Source organism: Tateyamaria rhodophyticola, assembly GCF_047777875.1.
Taxonomy (GTDB): domain Bacteria; phylum Pseudomonadota; class Alphaproteobacteria; order Rhodobacterales; family Rhodobacteraceae; genus Tateyamaria.
The window spans coordinates 564,303-588,581 of record NZ_CP180519.1 but is presented as its reverse complement, the minus strand read 5'-3'; the positions used below and the strand labels follow the sequence as shown (position 1 = coordinate 588,581).

Below are 24,279 nucleotides of genomic sequence, written 5' to 3'. Positions count from 1 at the left end.
CCTGTGGCTGCCCGGCCCTCCGGGGGGGATTTTTGGGGAACAGAGACGGGGCTGGCGTGGCGCGTCTGACCTCACGGTTCTGGGTGGATGCGTATCTGGCGCGGCTGCGGCTTGCGGATATCCCGGCCTTTGTCGTGGCGCATGGCGATGACACGGGCGGCGCGGTTCTGGTCAAGTTGAACACGCTTGATGGGCGGGCGGTGCTGTATCAGCGCAGCTTTGATCTGATGCGCGATGCGCGGGTGTGGGCAGAGCTTGTGTCGGGTGACGAGGCGGAGGTGGATGCGGCGGTGGCCCGGCAGCGCGGCTTTGACCCGGACCTGTGGGTGATCGAGGTCGAGGACCGGGCGGGGCGGCATTTGCTGGATCAGGACGGGTTGGCCTGAGATGGAGTGGCGCGGCACCGGCATCCTGCTGAGCACGCGTCAGCACGGGGAAAGCAGCGTCATCATTGACGTGTTCACGCCGGAGCACGGGCGCCATGCCGGTGTTGTGCGCGGCGGGACCAGCCGCAAGACAGCGCCCATTTTGCAGCCTGGTGCGCAACTGGATGTACGCTGGCGCGCGCGGCTCGAGGATCATATCGGGACCTTTGCCGTGGAGCCGGTGCGGAGCCGGGCGGCGCTGGTGATGGGCAACCGGTTGGCGCTTGCCGGGCTTAACGCGGTGACCGCGCTTTTGTCGTTTTGCCTGGCGGAACGGGCGGCATACCCGGCGCTGTACCGGCGGACCGAGCAATTGCTGGATCTGTTGGGGCAGGATGATGTGTGGCCGCTGGCTTATCTGCGGTGGGAAGTGGCGCTGCTGGAAGAGATGGGGTTTGGCCTTGATCTGAGGTGCTGTGCCGTGACGGGGGCGGTGGACGGCTTGGCCTATGTGTCGCCCAAATCCGGGCGGGCGGTGAGTGAAGCCGGAGCGGGTGCGTGGGTGGATCGGCTGCTGCCGCTGCCACCTGTTTTGCGGGGTGAAGGTGCGGCACCGGATAGCGAGGTTGCGCAGGCGCTGCGCACCACAGGGTATTTTCTGGAAGACCGGTTGGCGCCGAACCTTGGCACGCGGCCCTTGCCGGAGGCGCGGGCGCGCTTTGTGGCTGCGTTCACTCGGCGCGCTTGAACACGGCGCGCTGGCGGCCAGAGCCATCGGACAGTATCAACGTGTCGCCGTTGCGTGTCGCCGACTTGGCCGCCCGCAGCGCCGCGAAATAGCGCGACTCGAGGCTGCGGTCCGGGCAGGCCCGTCTGGTGGAGGCGATTGCGGGGGCGTCAAAGCGGGGGAAAGTGCCATTGAGCGGACCGAAGTAACTGTTGCACGGGGCGCGCCCTGCGATGCGACCCGGGTTGGGGAATGTCAGCGTGGTTTTTGCCTGTGCCGGTGCGCCGTCGATCGTGGTCAGGCGCCACACAGTGTCAGGGCCGCCATATCCGGATCCCGCAGCGGTGCTCTTGCAGGCGGCAGCGGCGACGATGGCAGCAGCGAGAATGCACTGGCGTATCATGCGCTGGCCAGCACCACGTCGATGAGCGCGGCATAGGCCACCAGCCCGTCGCCATCATCGAGATGAGTTTGCTGCAACCCGATAAGCGCGCCGAACGCGGCCTTGGAGAAGTCTTCGTTCTTGAGGCCGATGGCGCGCATCAGGTCGGTCAGGCGGGCAATGCGCGCGCCATCAACCTCGGCCAGCACGGAGGCAACAGACGCATCCGCCTGTGCCCATGCGCGCAAGGCGGGACCTGCGACATCCGCTTGTACGCTTTGGCCAAAGCGGATCAGCTTGTCCGTTGAGGATCCATCAGCCGCCGCGTCCTCGGCCAATGTGGCGAGGGCGCGGGTTTTCCATTCTGCGAGCAGTGCCGCCTGAAACGCCGGTACGTCCTTGAAATGCCAGTAAAATGAGCCCTTCGACGTCTTGAGATGTCGGGACAGTGGTTCGGCGCGCAAGGCCTGTGGGCCCAGTTTTGACAGCTGGTCCAGGCCGGCGTCGATCCATGCAGCGGGGGAGAGAGGTGTTTTGGCCATATCTTGCGATACGACTGCGTATTTCCAGTTACAAGGGAAACTGCCCGGTCTGCGGCGAATGGGCGCTTTGCTGCGCAAGCCGTGCCAAGTCTTGCCTATATTGAATGCACCGGCGCGTGTTGGAAGCGACTTCCGGACAGGGCGTGTGTGTGAAAGACAAGCGGTACAGTTTGAGCATCTGGGATTTGGGCGCGGTCTTTGCAGGGCTTGGCGTGCTTGCGGCGCTGAACCTCATGCAGCTGTTGCCACAGACTGAAGATGTCGTGTCGGGTGTCCCGGAGGACACTGCTTTGCACGACCGGGCAATGAGGGGGGACATGCTGTGGGCCTATGAGCGTTGGGACCGGCGGGACGACGCGCTGGCGGTTTTCGCGCGCGGGTCCACGGCCTTTGGCTGGGTCGATGGATATCTGGACGAAGCGGTGGCATAGGCGGATGCGCTGGCTTGGTGCCGGGAGCATGGCGATGATTACGAGGTGGTCGAAGTGCGCCGCGCGCTTGTGGCCGTGCCGGGACTGGAGATGCCACTGACCGAAAGCTTGGCGGGTCTGGTAACGCGTGTGCGCGCCACGCCGGGGCCCGCTGCGCTGGCGGTGTCCGGCACCGGTGCATATGCGGCTGCGCGTGGTATCACGGTGCAGGACGCGGCAGAGCGTGCGTTGGAGCAATGCGGGCTAGAGGCGGCTCGGGATCGGCCGTCCTTCCTGCCGACGCATCCGTGCCGGGTCATCCTGCAACGCTAGGCTTGCAGTTGCGTCCAGACGGCAAGGCCCACGACGAGCAGCATGGATGCGGCCATTGCGGTATTCACTGCGCGTTGTTTTGAAGGGCTGAGGTCGAGCGCCTTGAGCCTGCCTCCGAACCAGACCCAGATCACGTGGATGGGCACCCATATCGCATTCACGATTACAATTTTCCACACCGCTTCAACGATCAGCGCGTCGGGCATGATTGAGAACCCCGCGAAAAGCGCGGTGTTGACGGCATAGGCTTTGGGGTTGATCGGTTGCAACAGGACCCCTGCGAGAATGCCCGGCCGGGAGGTCGCAGGCGCAAAAGCGAGGTTTGATCCGGCAAAAGCGATGCGCAGGGCCAGATATAACAGGTAGGCGAGTGACAGTATCGACAGGAGAGTACGGATCACAGGGTCGGCGAGGACAAGCCCGCCAAGACCTGTCGCAACGGCAAGGATCACCAGATTGTTGCCAATGAACAGGCCTAGCACATAACGCAGGCCTGCCCGCATCCCGAATGCTGCGCCCACGCCTGCTGCGGACAGAACCCCCGGTCCGGGGGTGACAATGAGAAAGAAGACAGCGGCAGCAAAAGTCAGCATCGTTCCAGACTGCGCGTTTGCGTGGTCCGGTCAATGCATGCAGTCCGGAAAAGGCAATTCTTGCAAGAATTGCCTCGGGACCAAATCTTCAAGATTTGGTCTCAGGCCAGCAGGCGGCGTGCGATGACCTGTGCTTGGATTTCCGCGGCACCTTCAAAGATATTGAGAATACGCGCGTCGCACAGCACGCGGGAGATTTTGTATTCCAGCGCAAAGCCATTGCCGCCGTGAATTTGTAGCCCATTGTCCGCAGCGGCCCACGCAACCCGCGCGCCAAGCAGTTTGGCCATGCCAGCTTCCACATCGCAGCGCCGACCTTCGTCTTTCTCAAAGGCAGAGAAATAGGTCAGCTGACGCGCGATCATGATTTCGACGGCCATCATGGCCAACTTGTTGGCCACACGAGGAAAGGCGATCAGCGACTTGCCGAATTGCTTGCGGTCCTGTGCGTATTGCATCGAGATATCGAGGGCGGACGCTGCAACGCCGATGGCGCGTGCGGCGGTCTGGATGCGGGCAGATTCAAAGGTTTCCATCAGCTGTTTGAAACCTTTGCCCTCTTCTCCACCAAGAAGGTTTTCGCCTTTCACGTGAAAGCCGTCAAAGCCCAGTTCGTACTCTTTCATGCCACGATAGCCCAGCACTTCGATCTCACCGCCGGTCATGCCTTCGGTGGGAAACGGATTTTCATCCGTGCCGGGCGTCTTTTCGGCGAGGAACATCGACAGGCCCTTGTAATTGTCTGTCTCCGGGTCTGTCCGGGCCAGTAGCGTCATCACTTGCGTGCGCGTGGCGTGGGTGATCCAGGTCTTGTTGCCCGTGACCTTGTAGTCACCATTTTCATCTTTGACCGCGCGGGTGCGCAGGGAGCCGAGGTCAGAGCCGGTGTTGGGTTCGGTGAACACCGCCGTCGGCAGGGTTTCGGCGCTGGCCAGTTGTGGCAGCCACTTTTGCTTCTGTTCCTCTGTGCCGCCCGCGATAATCAGCTCGGCCGCGATTTCGGAGCGGGTGCCAAGGGAACCGACGCCAATATACCCGCGGCTGAGCTCTTCGGACACGACGCACATGGATGCCTTGGACAGACCAAAGCCGCCATATTCTTCGGGGATGGTAAGGCCAAACACGCCCATTTCGGCGAGCTCTTCGATGACCTCCATCGGGATCAGCTCATCCTTGAGGTGCCAGTCATGCGCAAAGGGTTCGACCTTTTCCACGGCATAGCGGCGGAACTGCTCCCGGATCATCTCCAGCTCTTCGTCCAGCCCGGACGCGCCCACGGTGATTTCGGCACTGCGCTCCTGCATCAACTCCACGAGACGCAGGCGCGCGGCCTGCGTGTTGCCCTCTTGCGTGAGGGTCATCACGGCGGGGTTCATCAGGGCGCGCATATCATCCTGATCGAGACCCATGTCCTGCAAGCGGAGCATTTCGCCCTGGTTCATTTGCAGACCGCCGTAGACCTGCCAGAGATACTCGCCAAAAGCGATCTGGTGGATCAACGCCTCGACCTCACCGAATTTCGATTGTGCGTCGAGGGCGGTGGCCCATTTCTGCATCTGGCGCAGCGCTTCGACATAGGTGGCAAGCCAGGCCAGCCCGTGAGCGGCGGTCTGGTGCTCTTCGATCAGGGTGGAGGACACGCGGCCCTCGACGCTCACTTGATCACGTACGCGCACTTTGGCCGTTTCCAGAACGGTGTCCAGCGGTGCCAGAGCATCACCGGTGAGGGTCAGAAGGTCGTCGAGCAAAACACGGGCCATCGCCCCCAAATCCTGTCCGTCATGCGCCATGAGTCAATCCTCTTTCTCGTGTTGTCCTCTCCTACGCATTATGCAGGTGCAGCGCAACAAATATTCGTTTGAATGCAGTATTTTGATCAAAAATTACGTGTTGATGTTTTGCGGTGCAGCGCTAACGCTGTTAACCCTCTGATCCGCCGCAGGTTTTCGGCCCGCCACACAGCACAGATGCGACGGCGGCGGAACGTGCGCAACGCATGAAGGAGCGGCAGTGTGTCACTCTGCGGCGCGATGGCGCGCAATCGATTCTGTCTGAGAACGGGATTTGCCGCTGTGGGGCGGCGCGTATTACCATACACAGCGTGGCGACGTGGGACGCAAATCCCCGCGCGCCTTGCCGGATGGAGTGATCACGCCGGTGGTGCGCTGCGATGGGGCAGCACCGGCGTGATGCGGATCAGGAGGCGCGACGCGATACTGTGAGGCCGGAGACGTCCTCGATAAAGGTCACGATTCGCGATTTGATCTTTTCGTCTTCGATCGCGGCCAGGGCGTTGACGATGTCGAGGCCCTTGTCGCGATGCGACAGGGTTTCGGCTTCGGCCAGACCTTCAAAGAAATAGGATGTCGGCACGTCGAGGATGCGGGACAGTTCGAACAAACGGCTGGCCGCAATGCGGTTCGAGCCGATTTCGTACTTCTGAATCTGCTGGAACGACAGGCTTAGTTTTTTGGCAACATCTGTCTGGGACATTCTGCGCAGCGTTCTGATCTGCTTGAGCCGTTTTCCAACATGCACGTCGACGGGATGGGACATCGTTTTTTTTACCTCCGGTTGATCCGTTTCCCGGATTGATCGTGGATCGAAGGCGCCGATTCAATTGAACGTCTATATAATCTAAACACACGCAAATGTTGTATTGATGTATGAAATATTTAACACTAAGGTATTATCAATCATCCATTGGAGTCGTCTCAGGTGAATGCGCCGGTGTCAAATATTGCCGATCTGAACCAGCCTTTGCTGTTCGAAATGATCCGGTCGTTCACGACGTTGGCGCGGACGCTGAACCTGTCTCACGCGGTGGCCGAACTGAACAGCACGCGGCAGACGGTGCGCCGGCACATCACGCAACTGGAAGAGGTCAAGCAGGCCAAGCTGTTCAGTGTCGAAAACCGGCAGTACCTGCTGACGGACGAGGGTCGCAAGGCGCTGCCCGAGGCGTTGGATATACTGGCGCGGGGCACGGGCTGGCTGACCGGGCAGTCGGGGATGATCAACGGGCTGCAATATCTGCGTCACGAGGATTCGAACGGCTGGTGCCATTATCAGCAGCAGCACCCGATTTCCGCGGCATTCGCGTCCAAGGGCGACCTGTTGCATTCCGTTGTGCGGGCCTGGTCCGCCGCGGGCGGCTATCTTGAGGATGACGCGTTTAAAGCGGTGCGCCCGTTCTGCACCGTATCACGATCGGTGAACGGGCGCTGGCTGTTCACCGAAGTGGGCGATCACAGCTCTTATGTCAGCTGGTTCGGATGGAAGCGCGCACGCTCCAGTATTGGCGCATCCCTGGGCGAGATGCCGGGTGGCGACGGGTTCGGGCTTTTGGTGAACGCAGCCTATGAGGAGGTCGAGGCGACTCAGTCGATGCGACTGGATCACGTCTATACCCTGTTCCCGCGCGGCGACGCGGGGACGTTGTCGCCAATTTGTTACGAGAGACTGCTGCTGGGTGCCCGGTATCCGGACCACAGCTATGCCATGATCACTGTCGTACGACGTACGTATGATGTGGAGATCCACGGTGTCACCAACGACATGTTGCGCCTTATGCCGGAGGACATGCTTATGTAGAAATCCGTGATCGTGCAATGCGATAAAGTTCAGCGATACAACTTGAAATAGGTTAACGTCAGCCTTGAATGCAGAACGCAGGAGGGGCCAATGGCATTTCATGGATTGGGTGCAGCTGATAAATTCGAGGCCGCGAGTTCGGATATCTTCAACCGGTTTGGCATTAGGCTGACCCTCGGGCATGACTTTGACCAGTATCGTGAACATGTGGCCGAGGCGCGCCCGGATCACGCCGTGGGCGACCCGTTCCGTACGGACCTGCATCATCTGCACGCACGCAACGCGGTTTGGGTGATCGGTCGGGATGAGACCGGACAGATCATGCATACGCAGGCGTTGCGGCTTTTGCCGACGGCTGCAGGGTCGGTTGCCGACTACTTCCGCGCCAATTTCCACGGCTTTTCCCCGTCAGAGATGGATATCGACTATGAACGCTCTCGGTATCGCGCGGGGCCGGGGGCCAAGCGGATCACGGGGCGCGTCGTCTATTCCGGTGAGACGTGGATTGGCGGGGACAAGAACCGCTATCGCGGTTCGGGCTTGTCGAGCATCCTGGGCCGCTATGCCCTGCTGACGGCGCTGCGCGAACTGGATGCGAGCCATGTGGTCGGGTTCATGGTCAAACCCGTGGCCTACAAGGGGTTCTGCCTGCGCATGGGGTTCATGCACGCAGAGCCCTTGGCGCTGCGCTGGTACGTGCATGGCAACCCGGATCCGATGGAGGCCGTCATGGTGTATATGAGCGATGAGGACATTCGCTTTCTCCTCGATCTGCCCACCTCGGAGGTCGAAGCGCTGGCGGCCTGAGCCGCCAGCGCGTCTGCATCACCCGATGGCTGCTGCGCGGACGTCTTCGTCGATATGCGGCAGGTATTGCTCAAAGTTATTGGAGAACATGTCGACCAGCTTGGCCGCCTGCACGTCATAGGCCGAACCGTCATCCCATGTGCGGCGCGGGTCGAGCAGGATGTCGGCCACACCCGGCACCGACACCGGCACGTCAAAGCCGAAATTGGCGTCCTTGCGGAATTCGCCCGCCGCCAGCGTGCCGTCCAGCGCCGAAGTCAGCAGCGCGCGTGTCGCGCGGATCGGCATGCGCGATCCGGTGCCATAGGCCCCGCCGGTCCAACCGGTGTTGACCAGCCAGCAAGTGGCCCCGTGCTTGGCGATCTTTTCCTGCAGGAGTTTGCCGTAGACCTCCGGCCGACGCGGCATGAACGGCGCACCAAAGCAGGTCGAGAACGTCGGCTCCGGCTCGGTCACGCCGCGTTCGGTGCCCGCCACCTTGGACGTGAAGCCGGACAGGAAGTGATACATCGCCTGCGCCGGGGTCAGCCGCGCGATGGGCGGCAGGACGCCAAAGGCATCGCAGGTCAACATGATGATGTTCTTGGGATGCCCGCCAAGCGCCGACGCCGACGCGTTCGAGATATAGTGCAGCGGGTAGGCACAGCGCATGTTCGCGGTCAGGCTGTCATCTTCGAAATCCAGATCCTTGGTGTCCGGATCGAACACCATGTTCTCGATCACCGTGCCGAATTTCTCGGTCGTTGCGTAGATCTCGGGCTCCGCCTCGGCGCTCAGGTTGATTGTCTTGGCATAGCAGCCCCCTTCAAAGTTGAAGGTGCCGCGGTCGGACCAGCCATGTTCGTCGTCGCCAATCAACGTGCGGCCCGGATCAGCCGACAGTGTCGTCTTGCCCGTGCCCGACAGGCCAAAGAACACGGCCGTGTCCACGGGGTTGCCATGGGCATGGTTGGCCGAACAGTGCATCGGCATCACGCCCTTTTCCGGCAGCAGGTAGTTCAGCAGGGTGAACACCGATTTCTTGTTCTCGCCCGCGTATTCCGTCCCGCCGATCAGGATCATCTTGCGATCGAAATTCATCGCGATCACGGTCTCGGACCGGCAGTCATGTTTCGCAGGATCGGCCTGGAAGCTGGGGCAGTTGATTACCGTGAAGTCCGCCACGAAATCCGCCAGATCCTCGGCATCGGGACGGCGCAGCATGTGGCGGATGAAGAGGCCGTGCCAGGCCAGCTCGGTCACCATGCGCACATTGATCGAATAGCTGGGGTCTGCCCCGCCTGTCAGGTCCTGTACATAGTATTCGCCGCCCTGCATGTGGGCGACCATGTCCTTGTACAGCGCATCGAAGCCTTCGGGCGACATTTCGGCATTGTTGTCCCACCAGATTGTGTCCGCGACGCTGTCTGTCTTGACCACGTGCTTGTCCTTGGGCGACCGGCCCGTGAACTTGCCGGTGGAGACAAGGAACGTGCCGCCCTTGCCCAATTGGCCCTCGCCGCGGGCCAGCGCGCGTTCGATCAGGGTCGGTTCGATCAAGTTGTAATAGACATCGCCCAGCCCTGTGATCCCTTGATCTTCGAGGCGGAACTGCGGGTTGACCCGTCCAATTGTCATGCGATGTCTCCTGATGCCGCGCGGTGCGCGGAGTTGCTCAAACTGTTGGCTGGCCGGGATGTTTCCGGCCGCCCGTCGGTCTTAACATGCAGATTTGCGGGGTGAACAGGCGAGGGGGGCGCAGTTAGCGCCACCATGGCGACCGGTTGCGCAAACAGTGTTTCCGAAGGGACTCGTCAAGCGCGAATGTGCGGCAATTTAGCCATTCCTAACCAATTTCTGGCGACTGTGAGGGGGCATTCGACACCTGATTCGCACTTCTTGATTGATTCGAAAGGCCAAAAGCGGGAATATGGCGGAAAAACAAACAATAAGTTCGAGTAGTAAAAGGAAACAGGCAATGAACAAGATTGCACTGGTGGACGACGACAGGAATATCCTGACGTCTGTCTCCATGACTCTTGAGGCCGAGGGGTTCGAGGTCGAAACTTATAATGACGGGCAGGCGGCACTTGATGCATTCAACAAGCGCCTCCCGGATATGGCTGTGCTCGACATCAAGATGCCGCGCATGGACGGGATGGACCTGCTCCAGCGGTTGCGCCAGAAAACCGCGATGCCGGTCATTTTCCTGACCTCCAAGGATGACGAGATTGACGAGGTGCTGGGCCTGCGGATGGGCGCGGACGACTACGTCAAGAAGCCATTTTCGCAGCGTCTTTTGGTGGAACGGATCCGGGCGCTGCTGCGCCGTCAGGATGCGGTGGCCAGCGAAGAGGTCGGCACCACGGAAGAGACCAAGGTGATGGAGCGGGGCGATTTGCGGATGGACCCGCTGCGCCACGCGGTCAGCTGGAAGGGCAAGGACGTGTCGCTGACCGTGACGGAATTCCTGCTGCTCCAGGCGCTGGCGCAACGGCCTGGTTTCGTGAAATCGCGGGATCAGCTGATGGACGTGGCTTATGATGATCAGGTCTATGTGGATGACCGGACCATCGACAGTCACATCAAGCGTTTGCGCAAAAAGATGCGCAGCGCGGACGATGAATTCTCTGCGATTGAGACGCTCTACGGTATCGGCTACCGTTATAACGAAGATTAAAAGCCCCAGAACGGGGCGTGCAAAGGGCCAATGATGGCCCTTTGAAAACAGGCAGGGGACGTGCAGTGCGAGATACAGGCACTCCACCAATGCGGGACGGCGATGTCGTGCTCGGCGAAGACTGGGTCGCGCCGGACAGCGTTGCGTCGTCCGAAATGCGCGACAGCCGCGCGCGCCGGGGTCTCGTATCGCTGCGCAGCTCGCCGCTGGCGCGCAAGATCATCACCTTTAATCTGATCGCGCTGAACGTTCTTGTGGCGGGTATTCTCTACCTGAATTCGACGCGCGACAGCCTTGCGGTGCAACGGATTTCGGGCGTCATCGCGCAGGCTGAACTGGTGGCTGACGTGATCGAGGCGCAATTGCCATCCGGCGCGCCGGTCAGCCTGTCGAGCGGGGATGGCGTCGATCTTGACGCAACGCTCGCAGGGCTTGACGTGAGCACGGGCAAGGACGTCTATGTCTTTGATCCGACCGAAACCCTTGTGGCACAGGCCGCCGGGCGCCTCGATTTGCGCAACGACGGGGTCGAGGACAAGGGCAAGGCGGTTTTGACCGACGGTCTGACATGGCTGTGGTCGGTCGTGTCGCGCCCGTTTTCCACGCCAACGGTCGACACGCCCGCAACGGTCGAAGAGCAACTCAAGGGCCTTGTCGCTATGAGCCTTCAGGGTGAAACGCAGGTGGGCAATGTCGTGACGGCGGCGGGTGAGCAGCTGTTTGCGATTGTGACACCGATTGAACAGGGCGCGCAGGCCATTGGCGCGGTGGCCCTGACCAGTGCATCGGGCGAAATTGATGCGCTTGTGCGGGGTGAGCGTGAGCGTGTGCTGCAGATGTTCGTGATTGCGACGCTTGTCTCCATCGGTCTTAGCCTTGTGCTGGCCTCAACAATCGCGAACCCGCTTGCCGATTTGGCGGCCGCCGCTGAACTGGGGCGGGACAAGAATGCGCGCAAGGTGAACCCGGGCCGCATCCGCATCCCGGACCTGACCGCGCGGCCCGATGAGATTGGGCGGCTTTCGGGTGCGTTGCGCGGCATGATCTCCGCGCTCTACAACCGTATTGATGGCAACGAACAATTCGCCGCGGACGTGGCGCATGAGATCAAGAACCCGCTGGCCTCGCTGCGCTCTGCCGTGGGTACGCTGCGCATGGTCAAGCGCGATGATCAGCGTGAAAAGCTGCTGGATGTGATCGAACATGACGTGCGCCGCCTGGACCGTCTGGTCAGCGACATCTCCAACGCCTCGCGCCTTGACAGTGAACTGGTCAAGGAAGAGGAAGAGGCGTTCAACCTGTTGCAGATGCTGGAAAATCTTGGCCAGTACCTTGGCGAGGACGCGCGTGGCAAAGGGATCGAGTTCATCACGGACCTGCCGCCCGCGCCGATCGAGGTGCACGGGCTGGAGGCGCGGCTGGCGCAGGTGTTCGTGAACCTGATCACCAACGCGATTTCCTTCTGCGAAGACGGCGATGCGATCCGCGTGTGGGCGCGCAAGCGCGAAAACCGCGTGCTTGTCGTGGTCGAGGACACAGGCCCCGGCATCCCGGATCAGGCGCTGACGAAGATCTTCAAACGGTTCTATTCGCAGCGTCCCGAAGAGCATTTCGGCAACAATTCCGGCCTTGGCCTTGCGATCTCGAAACAGATTGTCGAGGCGCATGGTGGCGTGATCTGGGCCGAGAATATCCGGCCTACGGATGCTGACATCACGTCCGAACCCCTGGGCGCGCGGTTCGTCGTGGGTTTGCCGGTCTAGGCGCGGTCCATGCGCGTTCACGCCAGCGCGGTGGCTTTTGGAACGCGCGGGCTGTTGATCCGCGGCGTGTCCGGCACAGGGAAATCGGGTCTCGCCTTGCAACTGATGCAGTTCGGTGCGGTGCTGATTTCCGATGACCAGACAGAGCTTTATGTCGACCAAAACACCCTGTGGGCGCGTGCGCCTGCCAGCATAGACGGATTGATCGAGGCGCGCGGCATCGGGTTGCTGCGGGTGCCGTCGCGTCCGGCACCAATCTGTGCGGTTGTTGACCTCGACATATCAGAGACCGAGCGGCTGCCGCCGCAGCGCAGCATCAAACTGCTGGACATCGCGGTGGCGCATTTGCAAAAAGTCGAGAGCGCCGCTTGGCCTGCTGCGCTGGCGCAATATCTCATATCCGGAAGGAGCGACCGGGAATGAACGACCCCCAAGCCAAAGCACGCCGTGTGGTGCTGGTCACTGGCCCGTCCGGGGCCGGGCGGACCAGCGCGATCCGCGTGCTTGAGGATTTGGGGTATGAGGCGATCGACAACATGCCGCTGCGCCTTGTTCATGCGTTGCTGGATGATCCCGAGGCTACCAAGCCGCTGGCGCTTGGCATTGATCCGCGCACACGGGATTTTTCGGTGACGGCCGTGCGCGATGCGTTGGGTCTGATTGCGGCACGGGCCGATTTGGCGCCGGAACTACTGTACCTGGATTGCGCCACAGACGTGTTGTTGAACCGGTTTTCGGAGACCCGGCGGCGGCATCCGCTGGCGGCGACCGACCGGGTGGCGGCCGGAATTCAGCGCGAGCTGGAACTGCTTGCCCCGTTGCGGGCGCAGGCGGATGTCCTGATCGACACATCGCAGTTGAATGTGCATCAGTTGCGCAGCGAGGTGGAGCATTGGTTTGCACCGGGCGGACAGGCGCAACTGGCAGTGTCGGTTCAAAGTTTCAGCTATAAGCGCGGGCTGCCGCGCTCCGTGGACATGGTGTTCGACTGCCGGTTTCTGAAAAACCCCTATTGGGAGCCGTCCTTGCGTGCCGCGACAGGGCAGGCGGCGGCGGTGCAGAACTATATCGCGACCGACCCGCGGGCAGAGACATTCGGCGCACAGGTCCGGGATATGATCCTGTGGCTGCTGCCCGCCTATCTCGAAGAGGGCAAGTCGCATCTTTCTGTAGCGTTCGGTTGCACGGGCGGACAGCACCGCTCGGTCGCGATGGCCGAGGCGCTCGTGCAAACCCTTGCGGACGCAGGCTGGCAGGTGTCTATTCGGCATCGCGAATTGGATCGCAACAAACGCAAAGAGGCCGCAGTTTGATCGGAGTTGTGATCGTTGCACATGGCGGGCTGGCCGGGGAGTACCTCAAGGCCGTCGAGCATGTGGTCGGGCAGCAAGCGGGCATTCGCGCCATTGCCATCGACGCGGATCACGATCGCAGCAGCAAGGAAGCCGAGATTTGCGCCGCCGCAGATGCGGTGGATACGGGCGAAGGCGTGGTTGTGGTCACCGACCTGTTTGGCGGATCGCCCTCGAACCTCAGCCTTTTGGCCTGCCGTCCGTCCAATCGGCGGATTCTCTACGGGGCGAACCTGCCCATGCTGATTAAGCTGGCCAAGAGCCGTCAACTTGACGTATCGGATGCGGTGCGCGCGGCCCTCGACGCGGGCAAGAAGTATATCGACAGCCAGAACATCAGCGCAGACACTTGACCCATGCCCACCCGTACGTTGAAAATTGTGAACATCAAGGGGCTGCACGCCCGTGCCTCGGCCAAATTGGTTGAGGTGGTCGAAGGGTTTGACGCCCGCGCCAATGTCTCAAAGGACGGCATGTCGGCCTCAGGTGACAGTATTATGGGTCTTTTAATGTTGGCAGCACCGATGGGAAGCCTTATTGACGTCGAAACGTCTGGGCCGGATGCTGAGGCGCTTGCCGATGCGTTGGAAGCGCTGGTGGCAGACAAATTCGGGGAAGAGGCCTGAGCCAGCGCTCGGGCGACTGCAACGAGGTGAGACCACATTGGTGGACAGCACGCATAACGCTGGAAAACTGACAAAGCCGGAGACGGTGTCGTTCAACAAGTACGACCGCCGCAGCCTGTCCTATGCCTCCACGTTCGAAGACCCATGGAAGGCCAGTTTCATCCGGGTGATGGAGGCCTTTACTGGCAAGCTGACGATCCTGCGCCTGATCCGCAAGTTTGAACGGCAGGGCGCGCCCACCGGGCAGGCGTTCTGGCGGGCCTGTCTGGACGTGATGGGGATCGAGCTGACAACGCCGCAATCGCAACTGGACCGCATCCCCAAGGAGGGGCCGGTGATCGTCGTTGCCAACCATCCGCACGGGATGGTGGACGGCATGATCTTTGCCGATCTGATTGGCCGCGTGCGCCCGGATTACCGCATCCTCACCCGTTCGCTTTTGACGGCGATTGATGAGGTGGCGGGCAGCTACATGATCCCGGTGCCGTTCCCGCATGACAAGGACGCGCAGCGCAAAGGCGTGGAGATGCGCGCCAAGGCGATGAAACATCTCAAGGACGGGGGTGTCGTTGCGCTGTTTCCGTCGGGTGTCGTTGCCGCGTCCGAGACATGGTGGGGGCCTGCGGTCGAGGGAGAGTGGAACGTGTTCACGGCGCAATTGATCCGCCGGTCCGGAGCAACGGTTCTGCCGATGCGCTTTCCCGGGCAGAACAGCCGTGCCTACCAGATTGCCAACAAGGTCTCACCCATGGTGCGGCAGGGTCTGCTGCTGCACGAGATCGTCCATTCGCTGAACAAGCCGCAGGGACCGGTTGTGGGCCACCCGCTGGATCAGGATTTCGTCAACGGTTGGAAAGACGACCCGCGCGGGTTCATGGCGTGGCTGCGCGATCACACGCTTGCTTTGAAAGACTGAGCGAAGGCCGGGCATCTGCCCGGCGTTGCTCTAGCGTGTCGGCACCGGCACATCGCCGCGATAATCGTAGAACCCGCGGTCAGATTTGCGGCCCAGCCACCCGGCCTCTACGTATTTGGTGAGAAGCGGGCAGGGGCGATACTTGGTATCGGCCAGCCCGTCATGCAGCACGTTCATGATGGCAAGGCAGGTGTCGAGCCCGATGAAATCCGCAAGTTCCAGTGGCCCCATCGGGTGATTTGCGCCCAGCTTGAGTGAACTGTCGATGGATTGCACCGATCCCACCCCTTCGTAGAGCGTGTAGACCGCCTCGTTGATCATCGGCATCAGGATGCGGTTGACGATAAAGGCGGGGAAATCCTCGGCTGTGGCCGCGGTTTTGCCCAACCGGTCCACCACCGCCTTGCACGCGTCAAAGGTGTCACCGTCGGTGGCAATGCCGCGGATCAGTTCCACCAGTTGCATCACAGGCACCGGGTTCATGAAATGGAACCCCATGAACTTTTCCGGGCGGTCCGTCCGGCTCGCCAGTCGTGTGATCGAGATGGAGGACGTGTTCGAGGTCAGGATCGTATGCGGTTGCAGATGCGGGAGCAGGTCCTCAAAAATCGCCTGCTTTACGGTTTCCCGTTCGGTGGCAGCCTCGATGATGAGGTCGGTCGCGCCGAGGTCGGGCAGTGCAAGCGTGGTCTGAATGCGGGCCAGCGCGTCCGCTTTTGCCTCGGCCTCGACCTTGCCGCGCGAAACCTGCCGTTCGAGGTTGCGGTCCACCGTCGACAGACCGGCATCAAGCGCGTCTTGGGAGATATCGTTGAGCATGACGTCATACCCCGCGAGCGCCATCACGTGTGCAATGCCGTTCCCCATCTGGCCTGCGCCCACGATACCGACTGATTTGATTGTCATTCCGCGCACCTCTTTGTCCCATGCACCATATGGCGGCGGCACAGGGAGGAGCAAGGGGGCGGCAATGCCTCAAAAAAGCCCAGATCTGTTAGGGATTAAGAAATGACATGCTGACATATTTGTCACGGGTGGTGAACGTAACACGAGTGGGACGACATGAGCTTTGATGCACTGGGGCCGGGGGGCCTCGACTATCTTCCGTGCCGGTATGGCGCGTCGAAAATTTTATTTCGCGGACCGAAGCGGTCGATGGATGCGCCGTTTGTCGCCTTCTTTGGCGGCACGACCACGTACGGAAAATTCATTCAGACCCCATTTCCGAACCTGATTGAGGAAAGATTGGGCAAAACCTGTATCAATTTTGGCTGCATGAACGGCGGCATTGATATCTACGCTGCGGATCCGGTCCTGCGCGAGGCGGCGATCAATGCCAGCGTCACGGTGATTCAGGTGACGAGCCCGCGCAATATGTCGAACCGGTTTTACAAAGTGCATCCACGACGCAATGACCGGCTGGTGGAGCCGTCTACGCTGCTGCGTACGATCTACCGCGAGGTGGATTTTGCCGAGTTCAACTTTACCAATCACATGCTGCAACGCTTGCAACTGGTGTCGCCGGACAGATTTCAGGCAGTTCTGGATGAATTGCGCACGGCGTGGTTGGCGCGGATGCGCCTCGTGTTGAGCCAGATCCCAGGTAAGACGGTGCTGCTGTGGGCCGGGCGCAGTGCGCCGGAGCCTATTGCCCACGAAATTGACGCAGACCCGGCCTTTGTCACGGCGCAGATGGTCGCGGATATCGCAGATCTGGTGACCGAAACGGTGGAATGCGTCGCCTCGGAGGAGGCGCAGGAAGTCGGGACCGATGGCATGGTATTCGCCGAGTTGGATGCGCCGGCGGCACAAACCATGCTGAGCCCCCTGGCGCATCGCGAGATCGCAGATGCGCTGACCCCGGTGCTGCAACGTTTGACATAAAAAACCGCCGCAGGTTCTGCGGCGGTTTCCTTTTTTGCAAAAAAGGATGCAAGGCAGTTTTTGAAAAACTGCTTTAGCCCAGTTTTTCGACCAATTCCGGAACCGCGTCAAAGAGGTCCGCGACAAGGCCGTAATCCGCAACCTGGAAAATCGGCGCTTCTTCATCCTTGTTGATGGCCACGATGACCTTGCTGTCCTTCATTCCCGCAAGGTGCTGGATCGCACCGGAGATGCCGACCGCAACATAGAGGTCGGGGGCCACGACCTTGCCGGTCTGACCAACCTGCCAGTCGTTCGGCGCATAGCCGGAATCGACCGCCGCACGCGACGCACCGACAGCAGCACCCAGCTTGTCCGCCAGTTTCTCGATCAGGGCAAAGTCCTCTTCGGACCCCACACCGCGCCCGCCGGACACAACCACACCCGCCGAGGTCAGCTCAGGGCGATCGCTTTCGGCGACCTTGTCCTCAACCCAGGACGACAGGGCAGGATCACCCGCCGCACCGATGTTTTCCACCGAAGCGGAACCGCCCGTGCCGGCCGCATCAAAGGTGGACGTACGGAAGGTAATGACCTTCTTGCCGTCACCCGATTTCACGGTCTGGATTGCGTTGCCCGCATAGATGGGGCGTTCGAACGTGTTGGCATCCACCACAGCCGTCGCGTCCGAAATCACCATCGCATCCAAAAGGGCCGCCACGCGGGGCATGATGTTCTTGGCGTCGGTCGTTGCGGGGGCCACGATATGTTCGTAATCGCCAGCCAGCGACACGATCAGGTCGGCCACAGGCTCGGCCAGACGTTTGCCATAAAGCGCGTCTTCGGCACACAACACCTTTGCCACGCCGTCGATGGTCGCAGCCTGAGCCGCGGCGTCCGCACAGGTCGCACCTGTGGCCAGAACGGTCACGTCACCCAGAGCGGTGGCAGCCGACACAGCCTTCGCTGTGGCGTCCATCGCCAGTTCGCCGTCATTGATTTCTGCGAGAAGTAGAACAGCCATTACACAGCCCCCGCTTCTTTGAGTTTCTCCACAAGCTCGTCGACCGAACCCACCTTGATCCCGGCCGCACGGGCTTCGGGTTCTGCCGTTTTCACCACTTCGAGGCGTGGCGCGACGTCCACGCCGTAATCGGCGGGCGTCTTCTCATCCAGCGGCTTTTTCTTCGCCTTCATGATGTTGGGCAGCGACGCATAGCGTGGTTCATTCAGGCGCAGGTCCACGGTGATGATCGTGGGCATGTTCACCTCGATCGTTTGCAGACCGCCGTCCACTTCGCGCGTGACCTTGGCCTTGTCGCCCGCTACTTCGACTTCGGAAGCAAAGGTCGCCTGGGACCAGCCCAGAAGCGCTGCGGTCATCTGACCGGTGGCGTTCATGTCGTTGTCGATGGCCTGCTTGCCGCAGAGCACAAGACCGGGCTGCTCTTCCTCGACCACCTTGGCGATGATCTTGGCCACGGACAGCGGTTCGATGTCGGTGTGCACGTCATCGGCGGCCACCACGAGGATCGCGCGGTCGGCACCCATCGCGAGTGCTGTGCGCAGCGTTTCCTGCGACTGCTTGACGCCGACGGACACGGCAACGATTTCGTCGGCCTGACCGGCTTCTTTCAGGCGGATGGCCTGTTCGACGGCAATTTCATCGAACGGGTTCATCGACATTTTGACGTTTGCGAGATCCACACCCGATCCGTCCGCCTTTACGCGGACCTTCACGTTGTAATCGATCACGCGTTTGACGGGCACCAGCACCTTCATGAGCGTTCCTCTCTTCAAAAATTCGACTCAAGTTTCGTCAATCACTTAGTCGCTCCCGGTTGGTTTACCCAACCCCGACTTTGGGAAACAGGACAAAATCGTCACGTCATGGCCTTAGGACGCCGCGTCTTGTGCAGTATAATGAACGGGATGTGATGATACGCGATCAAGGCGGAGGCGCAGATATGGAACGGGTTCAGGGATTTGGCGGGTTTTTCTTTCGGTCCGAGAGGCCGGAGGCGCTGGCGGTCTGGTATCGCGACAGGCTTGGGATTGATCTGGTGCCTAGGGCCGTGGATCAAAAACCGTGGGAGGCAATGGGCGGGGCGACTGTGTTTGCGCCATTTGCTGCCGATACGGATTACTTTGCGGCCGATAAACCGTTCATGCTGAACTTTCGCGTCCGCGATCTGGGCGCAATGGTGGCGCAGCTTCGGGCGGCGGGTGTCTTGGTCGAGGTGAAGGACGACATGCCGGGCATTGGCCGGTTTGCCCATCTCAGCGACCCCGAGGGGACGCCGATTGAATTGTGGGAGCCGGAAAACGGGAGAGAGTGAGAATGGAACACTGACCCCGGGGCGACGCCCGTTCGGGGAGCCAACCGCTCCCCCGGAGTGCTTGCCGCTAGTCGCGGTTCGCTCCTGGAATCCACAAAACGTCGTCCTTGCCGCCGTTGTTCGCGATGCGGGCGGCGACAAAGAACCAGTCGCTCAGACGGTTGAGATATTTGACCGCCGCCGGGTTCACCGCCTCCATCGTGGCCAGTTCCACCGACAGCCGCTCGGCCCGGCGCGCGACGGTGCGGCACACATGCAGATGCGCAGACAGGGCCGAACCGCCCGGCAGGATAAAGCTGCGCAATGGCTCCAGATCGCCGTTCATCGCGTCGATTTCCGCCTCAAGGCGGCTGACCTGCGCGTCGGCCATGCGCAGGGGCGGGTATTCGGCCTCTGCGTCCTGCTCCATGTCCGGGCGGCACAGGTCCGCGCCCAGATCAAAGAGGTCATTCTGGATCCGGCTGAGCGCTGTGTCCATGTCACCTTCCGCCACCAACCGCGCCACGCCGACAAAAGCGTTCAGCTCGTCCGCGGTGCCATAGGCCGTGACCCGCATCGCATGTTTGGCCACGCGCGCGCCATTGCCCAAGGCGGTTTCGCCTGCGTCGCCCGTTTTGGTGTAGATCTTGTTGAGAACGACCATCCGCTCAGCCCCCGTTTTGCTTGAAATAGACATAGGCAAGGATCAGCAGCACCGCGACAAACTGTGCGGCGATGCGGGCCTGCATCAACTTGTTCGAATTCTTCTGCGCCCACCCCGACCCTTTGGCGAACCCGCCAAGGCCAAGCATCAGCACAACCACGACCGCCAGCACGGCAAGCAGTATCAGCAGAAAAAGCGGGTCGATCCCCATGTCCCTCGTCCTTTGTTTGTCTTGTCCGCGCTGATGTAGCCGGACGGTGGGAAAAAGCGAACGGAGTTTCGCACCGTCAACCGCGCGACAGCACCCAGTCGAGCGCGCGCGTCGGCAAAAGCCTGCGCAACGTGGCCATGATGTAGGTGGGCGTCGTGACGAAATAGCGCGGGCGGGGGCGGGGCGCTTCGAGCGCGTGGACCAGTTTGCGCACCACCGCCTCGGGGGGCAGTTCGAACCGGTCCGGGCCGGTGTCGTCGTAAAGCCGCCGTTTCAGATGTGTTTCATATTGACCGGCGCGGGCCGAGCCTTGCCAGTCGATCCACTTTTCGAAATGCGGGATGGAGTTGGCGCGGATGCGGCTGGTCACGGGGCCGGGTTCGATCAGGATCACGTGGATGGGCGTGTCGCGCATCTCTACCCGTAGCGTGTCGGTCAGCCCTTCGAGGGCGAATTTCGTGCTGTTATACGCCCCGCGCCACGGCAGCGTGACAAAGCCAAGGACCGAACTGCATTGCACAATCCGGCCGTGGCCTTGGGCACGCATGACCGGCAGGACGCGACGTGTCAGGTCGTGCCAGCCGAAGAAATTCGCCTCGAAAATAGCGCGCAGGGCGTCTGTGGGCAGGTCCTCGACCGCGCCCGGCACGCCGTAGGCGCCGTTGTTGAAGAGCGCATCCAGCGTGCCACCCGTCGCTTCCAGCACTTCGGCCAGACCGGCGGCGATGGTGCCGGGTTCTTCGTAGTCGATGCGGGGGCTGTCAAAACCCTCAGACTTGAGCCGGGCGCAGTCCTCAGCCTTGCGACAGGCGGCGAACACACGCCATCCCCGGTCGCGCATCCCGTGCGCAGCGGCATAGCCGATGCCGGAAGAACAGCCTGTGATCAGTACGGATTTCTTGGTCATGTCATGCGCCCGATTGTGCCTCGGGCGCATCATGGGTCAGCGCTTGGGCTGATGCAATCAGCCTTCGCTGAGCAGGAAGTCAGCCATCCAGCCGACCGTCCCACCGGAAACTGGGCGCAGTTTCACCCAGCCATTGCCGGGGTCTTGCAGGATTTCAACCTGATCGCCGCGTACCAGACGGTTCACGACGGAATAGTCGGTGCCGGGGCCGCCACGGACATTCACACTGCGGCCCGTGACGCTGCGCAGCTGGCGGGTGTCGCCGGTCACGCCAGCCGTCTCTGTGGTGGTGTCCGCGTTGAAATCAACGGGCGTTATCACGGGACGGTCCACAAGCAGGCTGGGCAGGATGATGGTCGGTTCTTCTTCACTGACCGCATCGTCAGGGGTGGCGGAGGCGCGTTGCACGGCGGGTTTTGTCCGCAGGGTTGGCGCAGGGCGCAGCACGTCTTCGACAGATTCGAGGTTGAGTGCGACGCGGGTCACATCTTCGGGCAGGGGCGTTTCGATTGGCGCGGCCACAGATGCATCCGCGACGGTGGTTTCGATCACGGTTTCCTGCACGTCCGACGGCGGGTCGATCCGGGCCAGGCGCGTTTCTTCGGCGTCGAAGTCCGCACCACCGCTCAACTCGTAGAATGCAAACGCCAGAAAGGCGAAAGAAATGATTATAAACCGCGTCATACTGCGCGCCCCCCAACAAACTCCACGTTACCAGCAGCTTCGGTAACAGGTTAACGTTACCAGACCGTTCGATTCCCAACACTGGAAAAAACCGGTCAGTTTTCCCCCTCACCAATCTGTGGTTTGCGGGCAACGCGGTGCCGGTTGGCATCAACGTCATCAGGGGAACGCAGCAGAACGCCGCTTGTTCCCACAAACCAGCTTGGCTACACAGCATCTATGTCAGATCAGGCCGACGCCCCCAACATGGACCTAAGCGAACCGCTCCGCCGCGCATTGGGTGAGCGGTACCTGACTTATGCGCTGTCGACGATCATGCACCGCGCGCTGCCCGATGCGCGCGACGGGCTCAAGCCGGTGCACCGGCGGATCATCTATGCGATGCACCGTCTGCGTCTTGCGGCAAATGGTAAATTCCTGAAATCGGCCAAGATCAGCGGCGACACGATGGGGGATTTCCACCCGCACGGGGATGCCGCGATCTATGACGCGATGGCGCGTCTGGCGCAGGATTTCAATGTGCGCTACCCGCTGGTGGACGGGCAGGGCAACTTTGGCAATATCGATGGCGATAACCCGGCCGCCTCGCGTTATACCGAGGCGCGCATGACCATCGTGGCCGAAGCGCTGCTGGATGGTCTGGACGAGAACGCGGTTGATTTTCGCGACAATTACGACGGCCGGCTCGAAGAGCCAGCGGTGCTGCCCGCAACCTTTCCCAACCTGCTTGCCAACGGGTCGAGCGGGATTGCCGTGGGTATGGCGACGAACATCCCGCCGCACAATATTGCTGAGCTGGTCGATGCCTGCCTGCATCTGATCAAGGTGCCGGATGCGCGCGACGACACGCTGCTGAACTATGTGCCGGGGCCGGACTTCCCGACGGGTGGCATCATCGTTGAACCACCCGAGGCGATTGCGCAGGCCTACCGCACGGGCAAGGGCGGGTTTCGCCTGCGCTGCAAGTATGAGGTCGAGGATCTGGGCCGGGGCCAGTGGCAGATCGTCGTGACCGAGATCCCGTACCAGGTGCAGAAATCCAAGCTGATCGAGAAACTGGCCGAGGTCATCCAGACCAAGAAGGTCCCGATTCTCGCAGATGTGCGGGATGAGAGTGCCGACGACATCCGGGTGATCCTTGAGCCCCGGTCCAAGAACGTGGACCCGGATGTGCTGATGGGCATGCTCTATCGCAATTCGGACCTCGAAGTGCGGTTCTCGCTCAACATGAACGTGTTGATCGACGGGGTGACACCAAAAGTCTGTTCGATGAAGGAAGTGCTGCGCGCCTTTCTTGATTTCCGGCGCGAGGTGCTGGTGCGCCGCTCCGTGCACCGGATGGAAAAGATCGACCACCGGCTTGAGGTGCTCGAAGGGCTGATTGTTGCGTTCCTGAACCTCGACCGGGTGATCGACATCATCCGCTATGACGACGATCCCAAACCGGCGCTGATGCGCGAGGATTGGAGCGTGGATCATCCGCGCGCCATGTCCGAGGCTGACTACGTTTCACCGCGCGCGGGCGAGGGCGAGCTGACGGATGTGCAGGCCGAAGCGATCCTGAACATGCGCCTGCGGTCGTTGCGCCGTCTCGAAGAGATGGAGCTGTTGCGCGAGCGCGATGCGCTGATGGAGGAACGGGCGGGTCTTGAGGATCTGCTGGAGAATGACGACCTGCAATGGGGCGCGATTTCGGATCAGCTGAAAGAGGTGAAGAAACAGTTCGGCAAAGGGTACGAGGGCGGCGCGCGTCGCACCGCCTTTGCCGAAGCCGGTGAGGTCGAAGACGTGCCCATCGAGGCGATGATCGACCGCGAACCGATCACCGTGGTGTGCAGCCAGATGGGCTGGATCCGGGCGATGACCGGGCATATCGACCTGACCCGCGAGCTGAAATTCAAGGATGGCGACGGGCCGCGCTTTATCTTTCATGCGGAGACGACGGACCGGTTGTTGGTGGTGGGATCGAACGGGCGGTTCTACACGCTGTCGGCGGCGAACCTGCCCGGTGGGCGCGGTATGGGTGAGCCGCTGCGCCTGATGGTGGACCTGCCGAACGAGGCGCAGATCCTGACGATCCTGACCCACAAGCCGGGGCGCAAGCTGCTGGTGGCGTCCACGGCGGGCGACGGGTTCATCGTGCCCGAGGACGACGTGATCGCACAGACCCGCACGGGCAAGCAGGTGCTGAACGTGCGCGGCGACGTCACCGCCCATGTCTGCACACCGGTGCAGGGGGACCACGTGGCCGTGGTCGGCGAGAACCGCAAGGTGCTGGTGTTCCCGGTGGCCGAGCTGCCGGAAATGGGGCGGGGCAAGGGTGTGCGGCTTCAGAAATACAAGGATGGCGGCCTGAGCGATGCGACGACATTCGATCTGGCCGAGGGGCTGAGCTGGCTTGACCCGGCGGGGCGCACGCGCACCGAAAGCGATCTGACGGAATGGACGGCCAAACGGGCCAGCGCCGGGCGCATGGCGCCGCGCGGATTTCCCCGAGACAACCGTTTCTAACGCAGCTAGAATCAGTCCTACGAGCAATCCGCCCGAAACGGGCAATGTGACA

The 24,279-nt window shown here is 61.4% G+C and carries 29 protein-coding genes; 16 read left to right on the top strand and 13 right to left on the bottom strand.

The window, feature by feature from the left end; genetic code table 11:
- Positions 1-56: 56 nt before the first annotated feature.
- A complete protein-coding gene (locus ACERHN_RS04290; protein WP_415921412.1) occupies positions 57-386 on the top strand; it encodes a DUF1491 family protein in 330 nt (109 codons plus the stop codon).
- Between the two features lies 1 nt (position 387).
- Complete coding sequence (gene recO / locus ACERHN_RS04285; protein ID WP_415921411.1) at positions 388-1,113, top strand: DNA repair protein RecO; 726 nt, start codon at positions 388-390, stop codon at positions 1,111-1,113.
- Here the strand turns inward: recO and ACERHN_RS04280 are convergent.
- Together ACERHN_RS04280 and ACERHN_RS04275 are read right to left on the bottom strand one after the other, a co-directional pair.
- Complete coding sequence (locus ACERHN_RS04280) at positions 1,097-1,495, bottom strand: META domain-containing protein (RefSeq protein ID WP_415921410.1); 399 nt, start codon at positions 1,493-1,495, stop codon at positions 1,097-1,099. The two genes, recO and ACERHN_RS04280, sit on opposite strands and share 17 nt — an antisense overlap.
- Positions 1,492-2,016 (bottom strand): TetR/AcrR family transcriptional regulator, encoded by a 525-nt coding sequence (locus ACERHN_RS04275; protein ID WP_415921409.1) that lies wholly within the window; start codon positions 2,014-2,016, stop codon positions 1,492-1,494. The genes ACERHN_RS04280 and ACERHN_RS04275 overlap by 4 nt, the downstream gene beginning before the upstream one ends.
- Positions 2,017-2,186: 170 nt before the next feature.
- Here ACERHN_RS04275 and ACERHN_RS04270 point away from each other — a divergent pair, with 170 nt between their 5' ends.
- Both ACERHN_RS04270 and ACERHN_RS04265 read left to right on the top strand, forming a co-directional pair.
- Positions 2,187-2,447: a hypothetical protein gene (locus tag ACERHN_RS04270; protein ID WP_415921408.1), complete on the top strand. Its 261-nt coding sequence runs from the start codon at positions 2,187-2,189 to the stop codon at positions 2,445-2,447.
- A 54-nt stretch (positions 2,448-2,501) separates the two neighbouring features.
- Positions 2,502-2,759 (top strand): hypothetical protein, encoded by a 258-nt coding sequence (locus tag ACERHN_RS04265; RefSeq protein WP_415921407.1) that lies wholly within the window; start codon positions 2,502-2,504, stop codon positions 2,757-2,759.
- Here the strand turns inward: ACERHN_RS04265 and ACERHN_RS04260 are convergent.
- From ACERHN_RS04260 to ACERHN_RS04250, 3 genes are all read right to left on the bottom strand, one after another.
- Entirely contained in the window at positions 2,756-3,352 is a 597-nt protein-coding gene (locus ACERHN_RS04260; protein ID WP_415921406.1) for a LysE family translocator, read from the bottom strand. The two genes, ACERHN_RS04265 and ACERHN_RS04260, sit on opposite strands and share 4 nt — an antisense overlap.
- Positions 3,353-3,453: 101 nt before the next feature.
- The gene (locus tag ACERHN_RS04255) at positions 3,454-5,142 is read right to left on the bottom strand and encodes an acyl-CoA dehydrogenase family protein (RefSeq protein WP_415921405.1); all 1,689 of its coding nucleotides are present in this window, start codon (positions 5,140-5,142) and stop codon (positions 3,454-3,456) included.
- Between the two features lie 406 nt (positions 5,143-5,548).
- Positions 5,549-5,845, bottom strand: a complete 297-nt coding sequence (locus ACERHN_RS04250) for a helix-turn-helix domain-containing protein (protein WP_415921404.1) — start codon at positions 5,843-5,845, stop codon at positions 5,549-5,551.
- Between the two features lie 237 nt (positions 5,846-6,082).
- On the opposite strand from ACERHN_RS04250, the gene ACERHN_RS04245 reads away from it, so the two are divergent.
- Complete coding sequence (locus tag ACERHN_RS04245) at positions 6,083-6,946, top strand: LysR family transcriptional regulator (protein ID WP_415921403.1); 864 nt, start codon at positions 6,083-6,085, stop codon at positions 6,944-6,946.
- 90 nt (positions 6,947-7,036) lie between these two features.
- Positions 7,037-7,753, top strand: a complete 717-nt coding sequence (locus ACERHN_RS04240) for a hypothetical protein (RefSeq protein WP_415921402.1) — start codon at positions 7,037-7,039, stop codon at positions 7,751-7,753.
- 18 nt (positions 7,754-7,771) lie between these two features.
- Here the strand turns inward: ACERHN_RS04240 and ACERHN_RS04235 are convergent, their stop codons facing one another.
- Complete coding sequence (locus tag ACERHN_RS04235) at positions 7,772-9,370, bottom strand: phosphoenolpyruvate carboxykinase (protein ID WP_415921401.1); 1,599 nt, start codon at positions 9,368-9,370, stop codon at positions 7,772-7,774.
- A gap of 340 nt (positions 9,371-9,710) precedes the next feature.
- Here ACERHN_RS04235 and ACERHN_RS04230 point away from each other — a divergent pair, with 340 nt between their 5' ends.
- From ACERHN_RS04230 to ACERHN_RS04200, 7 genes are all read left to right on the top strand, one after another.
- A complete protein-coding gene (locus ACERHN_RS04230; protein ID WP_415921400.1) occupies positions 9,711-10,412 on the top strand; it encodes a response regulator transcription factor in 702 nt (233 codons plus the stop codon).
- A gap of 89 nt (positions 10,413-10,501) precedes the next feature.
- Positions 10,502-12,175, top strand: coding sequence for a sensor N-terminal transmembrane domain-containing protein (locus ACERHN_RS04225; RefSeq protein ID WP_415921399.1), 1,674 nt, complete (start codon positions 10,502-10,504; stop codon positions 12,173-12,175).
- A 9-nt stretch (positions 12,176-12,184) separates the two neighbouring features.
- A complete protein-coding gene (locus ACERHN_RS04220; protein ID WP_415921398.1) occupies positions 12,185-12,598 on the top strand; it encodes an HPr kinase/phosphorylase in 414 nt (137 codons plus the stop codon).
- Positions 12,595-13,488 carry an RNase adapter RapZ gene (rapZ, locus tag ACERHN_RS04215; RefSeq protein ID WP_415921397.1) on the top strand — a complete coding sequence of 298 codons (894 nt, stop codon included), beginning with the start codon at positions 12,595-12,597 and terminating at the stop codon, positions 13,486-13,488. The genes ACERHN_RS04220 and rapZ overlap by 4 nt, the downstream gene beginning before the upstream one ends.
- Positions 13,485-13,880, top strand: coding sequence for a PTS sugar transporter subunit IIA (locus ACERHN_RS04210; protein ID WP_415921396.1), 396 nt, complete (start codon positions 13,485-13,487; stop codon positions 13,878-13,880). Before rapZ ends, ACERHN_RS04210 begins: the two co-directional genes overlap by 4 nt.
- A gap of 3 nt (positions 13,881-13,883) precedes the next feature.
- Entirely contained in the window at positions 13,884-14,153 is a 270-nt protein-coding gene (locus tag ACERHN_RS04205; RefSeq protein WP_415921395.1) for an HPr family phosphocarrier protein, read from the top strand.
- A gap of 40 nt (positions 14,154-14,193) precedes the next feature.
- The gene (locus ACERHN_RS04200) at positions 14,194-15,069 is read left to right on the top strand and encodes a lysophospholipid acyltransferase family protein (protein WP_415921394.1); all 876 of its coding nucleotides are present in this window, start codon (positions 14,194-14,196) and stop codon (positions 15,067-15,069) included.
- A 30-nt stretch (positions 15,070-15,099) separates the two neighbouring features.
- On the opposite strand, the gene ACERHN_RS04195 is transcribed toward ACERHN_RS04200, so the two are convergent.
- Positions 15,100-15,975: a 3-hydroxybutyryl-CoA dehydrogenase gene (locus tag ACERHN_RS04195; RefSeq protein WP_415921393.1), complete on the bottom strand. Its 876-nt coding sequence runs from the start codon at positions 15,973-15,975 to the stop codon at positions 15,100-15,102.
- 156 nt (positions 15,976-16,131) lie between these two features.
- On the opposite strand from ACERHN_RS04195, the gene ACERHN_RS04190 reads away from it, so the two are divergent.
- On the top strand, positions 16,132-16,953 hold the full coding sequence (locus ACERHN_RS04190) for a DUF6473 family protein (protein WP_415921392.1): 822 nt from the start codon (positions 16,132-16,134) through the stop codon (positions 16,951-16,953).
- A 73-nt stretch (positions 16,954-17,026) separates the two neighbouring features.
- Here the strand turns inward: ACERHN_RS04190 and ACERHN_RS04185 are convergent, their stop codons facing one another.
- Together ACERHN_RS04185 and ACERHN_RS04180 are read right to left on the bottom strand one after the other, a co-directional pair.
- The gene (locus tag ACERHN_RS04185; RefSeq protein WP_415921391.1) at positions 17,027-17,956 is read right to left on the bottom strand and encodes an electron transfer flavoprotein subunit alpha/FixB family protein; all 930 of its coding nucleotides are present in this window, start codon (positions 17,954-17,956) and stop codon (positions 17,027-17,029) included.
- Complete coding sequence (locus tag ACERHN_RS04180) at positions 17,956-18,714, bottom strand: electron transfer flavoprotein subunit beta/FixA family protein (RefSeq protein WP_415921390.1); 759 nt, start codon at positions 18,712-18,714, stop codon at positions 17,956-17,958. Before ACERHN_RS04180 ends, ACERHN_RS04185 begins: the two co-directional genes overlap by 1 nt.
- A 185-nt stretch (positions 18,715-18,899) precedes the next feature.
- Between ACERHN_RS04180 and ACERHN_RS04175 the strand changes: the two genes are divergently transcribed.
- Positions 18,900-19,271, top strand: coding sequence for a VOC family protein (locus ACERHN_RS04175; RefSeq protein ID WP_415921389.1), 372 nt, complete (start codon positions 18,900-18,902; stop codon positions 19,269-19,271).
- 67 nt (positions 19,272-19,338) lie between these two features.
- Here the strand turns inward: ACERHN_RS04175 and ACERHN_RS04170 are convergent, their stop codons facing one another.
- From ACERHN_RS04170 to ACERHN_RS04155, 4 genes are all read right to left on the bottom strand, one after another.
- Positions 19,339-19,914, bottom strand: a complete 576-nt coding sequence (locus ACERHN_RS04170; protein WP_415921388.1) for a cob(I)yrinic acid a,c-diamide adenosyltransferase — start codon at positions 19,912-19,914, stop codon at positions 19,339-19,341.
- Positions 19,915-19,918: 4 nt separating this feature from the next.
- Entirely contained in the window at positions 19,919-20,125 is a 207-nt protein-coding gene (locus tag ACERHN_RS04165) for a twin transmembrane helix small protein (RefSeq protein ID WP_415921387.1), read from the bottom strand.
- A 76-nt stretch (positions 20,126-20,201) separates the two neighbouring features.
- A complete protein-coding gene (locus ACERHN_RS04160) occupies positions 20,202-21,032 on the bottom strand; it encodes an SDR family oxidoreductase (protein ID WP_415921386.1) in 831 nt (276 codons plus the stop codon).
- A gap of 57 nt (positions 21,033-21,089) precedes the next feature.
- A complete protein-coding gene (locus ACERHN_RS04155) occupies positions 21,090-21,716 on the bottom strand; it encodes an SH3 domain-containing protein (RefSeq protein WP_415921385.1) in 627 nt (208 codons plus the stop codon).
- A 219-nt stretch (positions 21,717-21,935) separates the two neighbouring features.
- Between ACERHN_RS04155 and ACERHN_RS04150 the strand changes: the two genes are divergently transcribed.
- Positions 21,936-24,227, top strand: a complete 2,292-nt coding sequence (locus ACERHN_RS04150) for a DNA topoisomerase IV subunit A (RefSeq protein WP_415921384.1) — start codon at positions 21,936-21,938, stop codon at positions 24,225-24,227.
- The last annotated feature ends 52 nt before the right edge of the window (positions 24,228-24,279 follow it).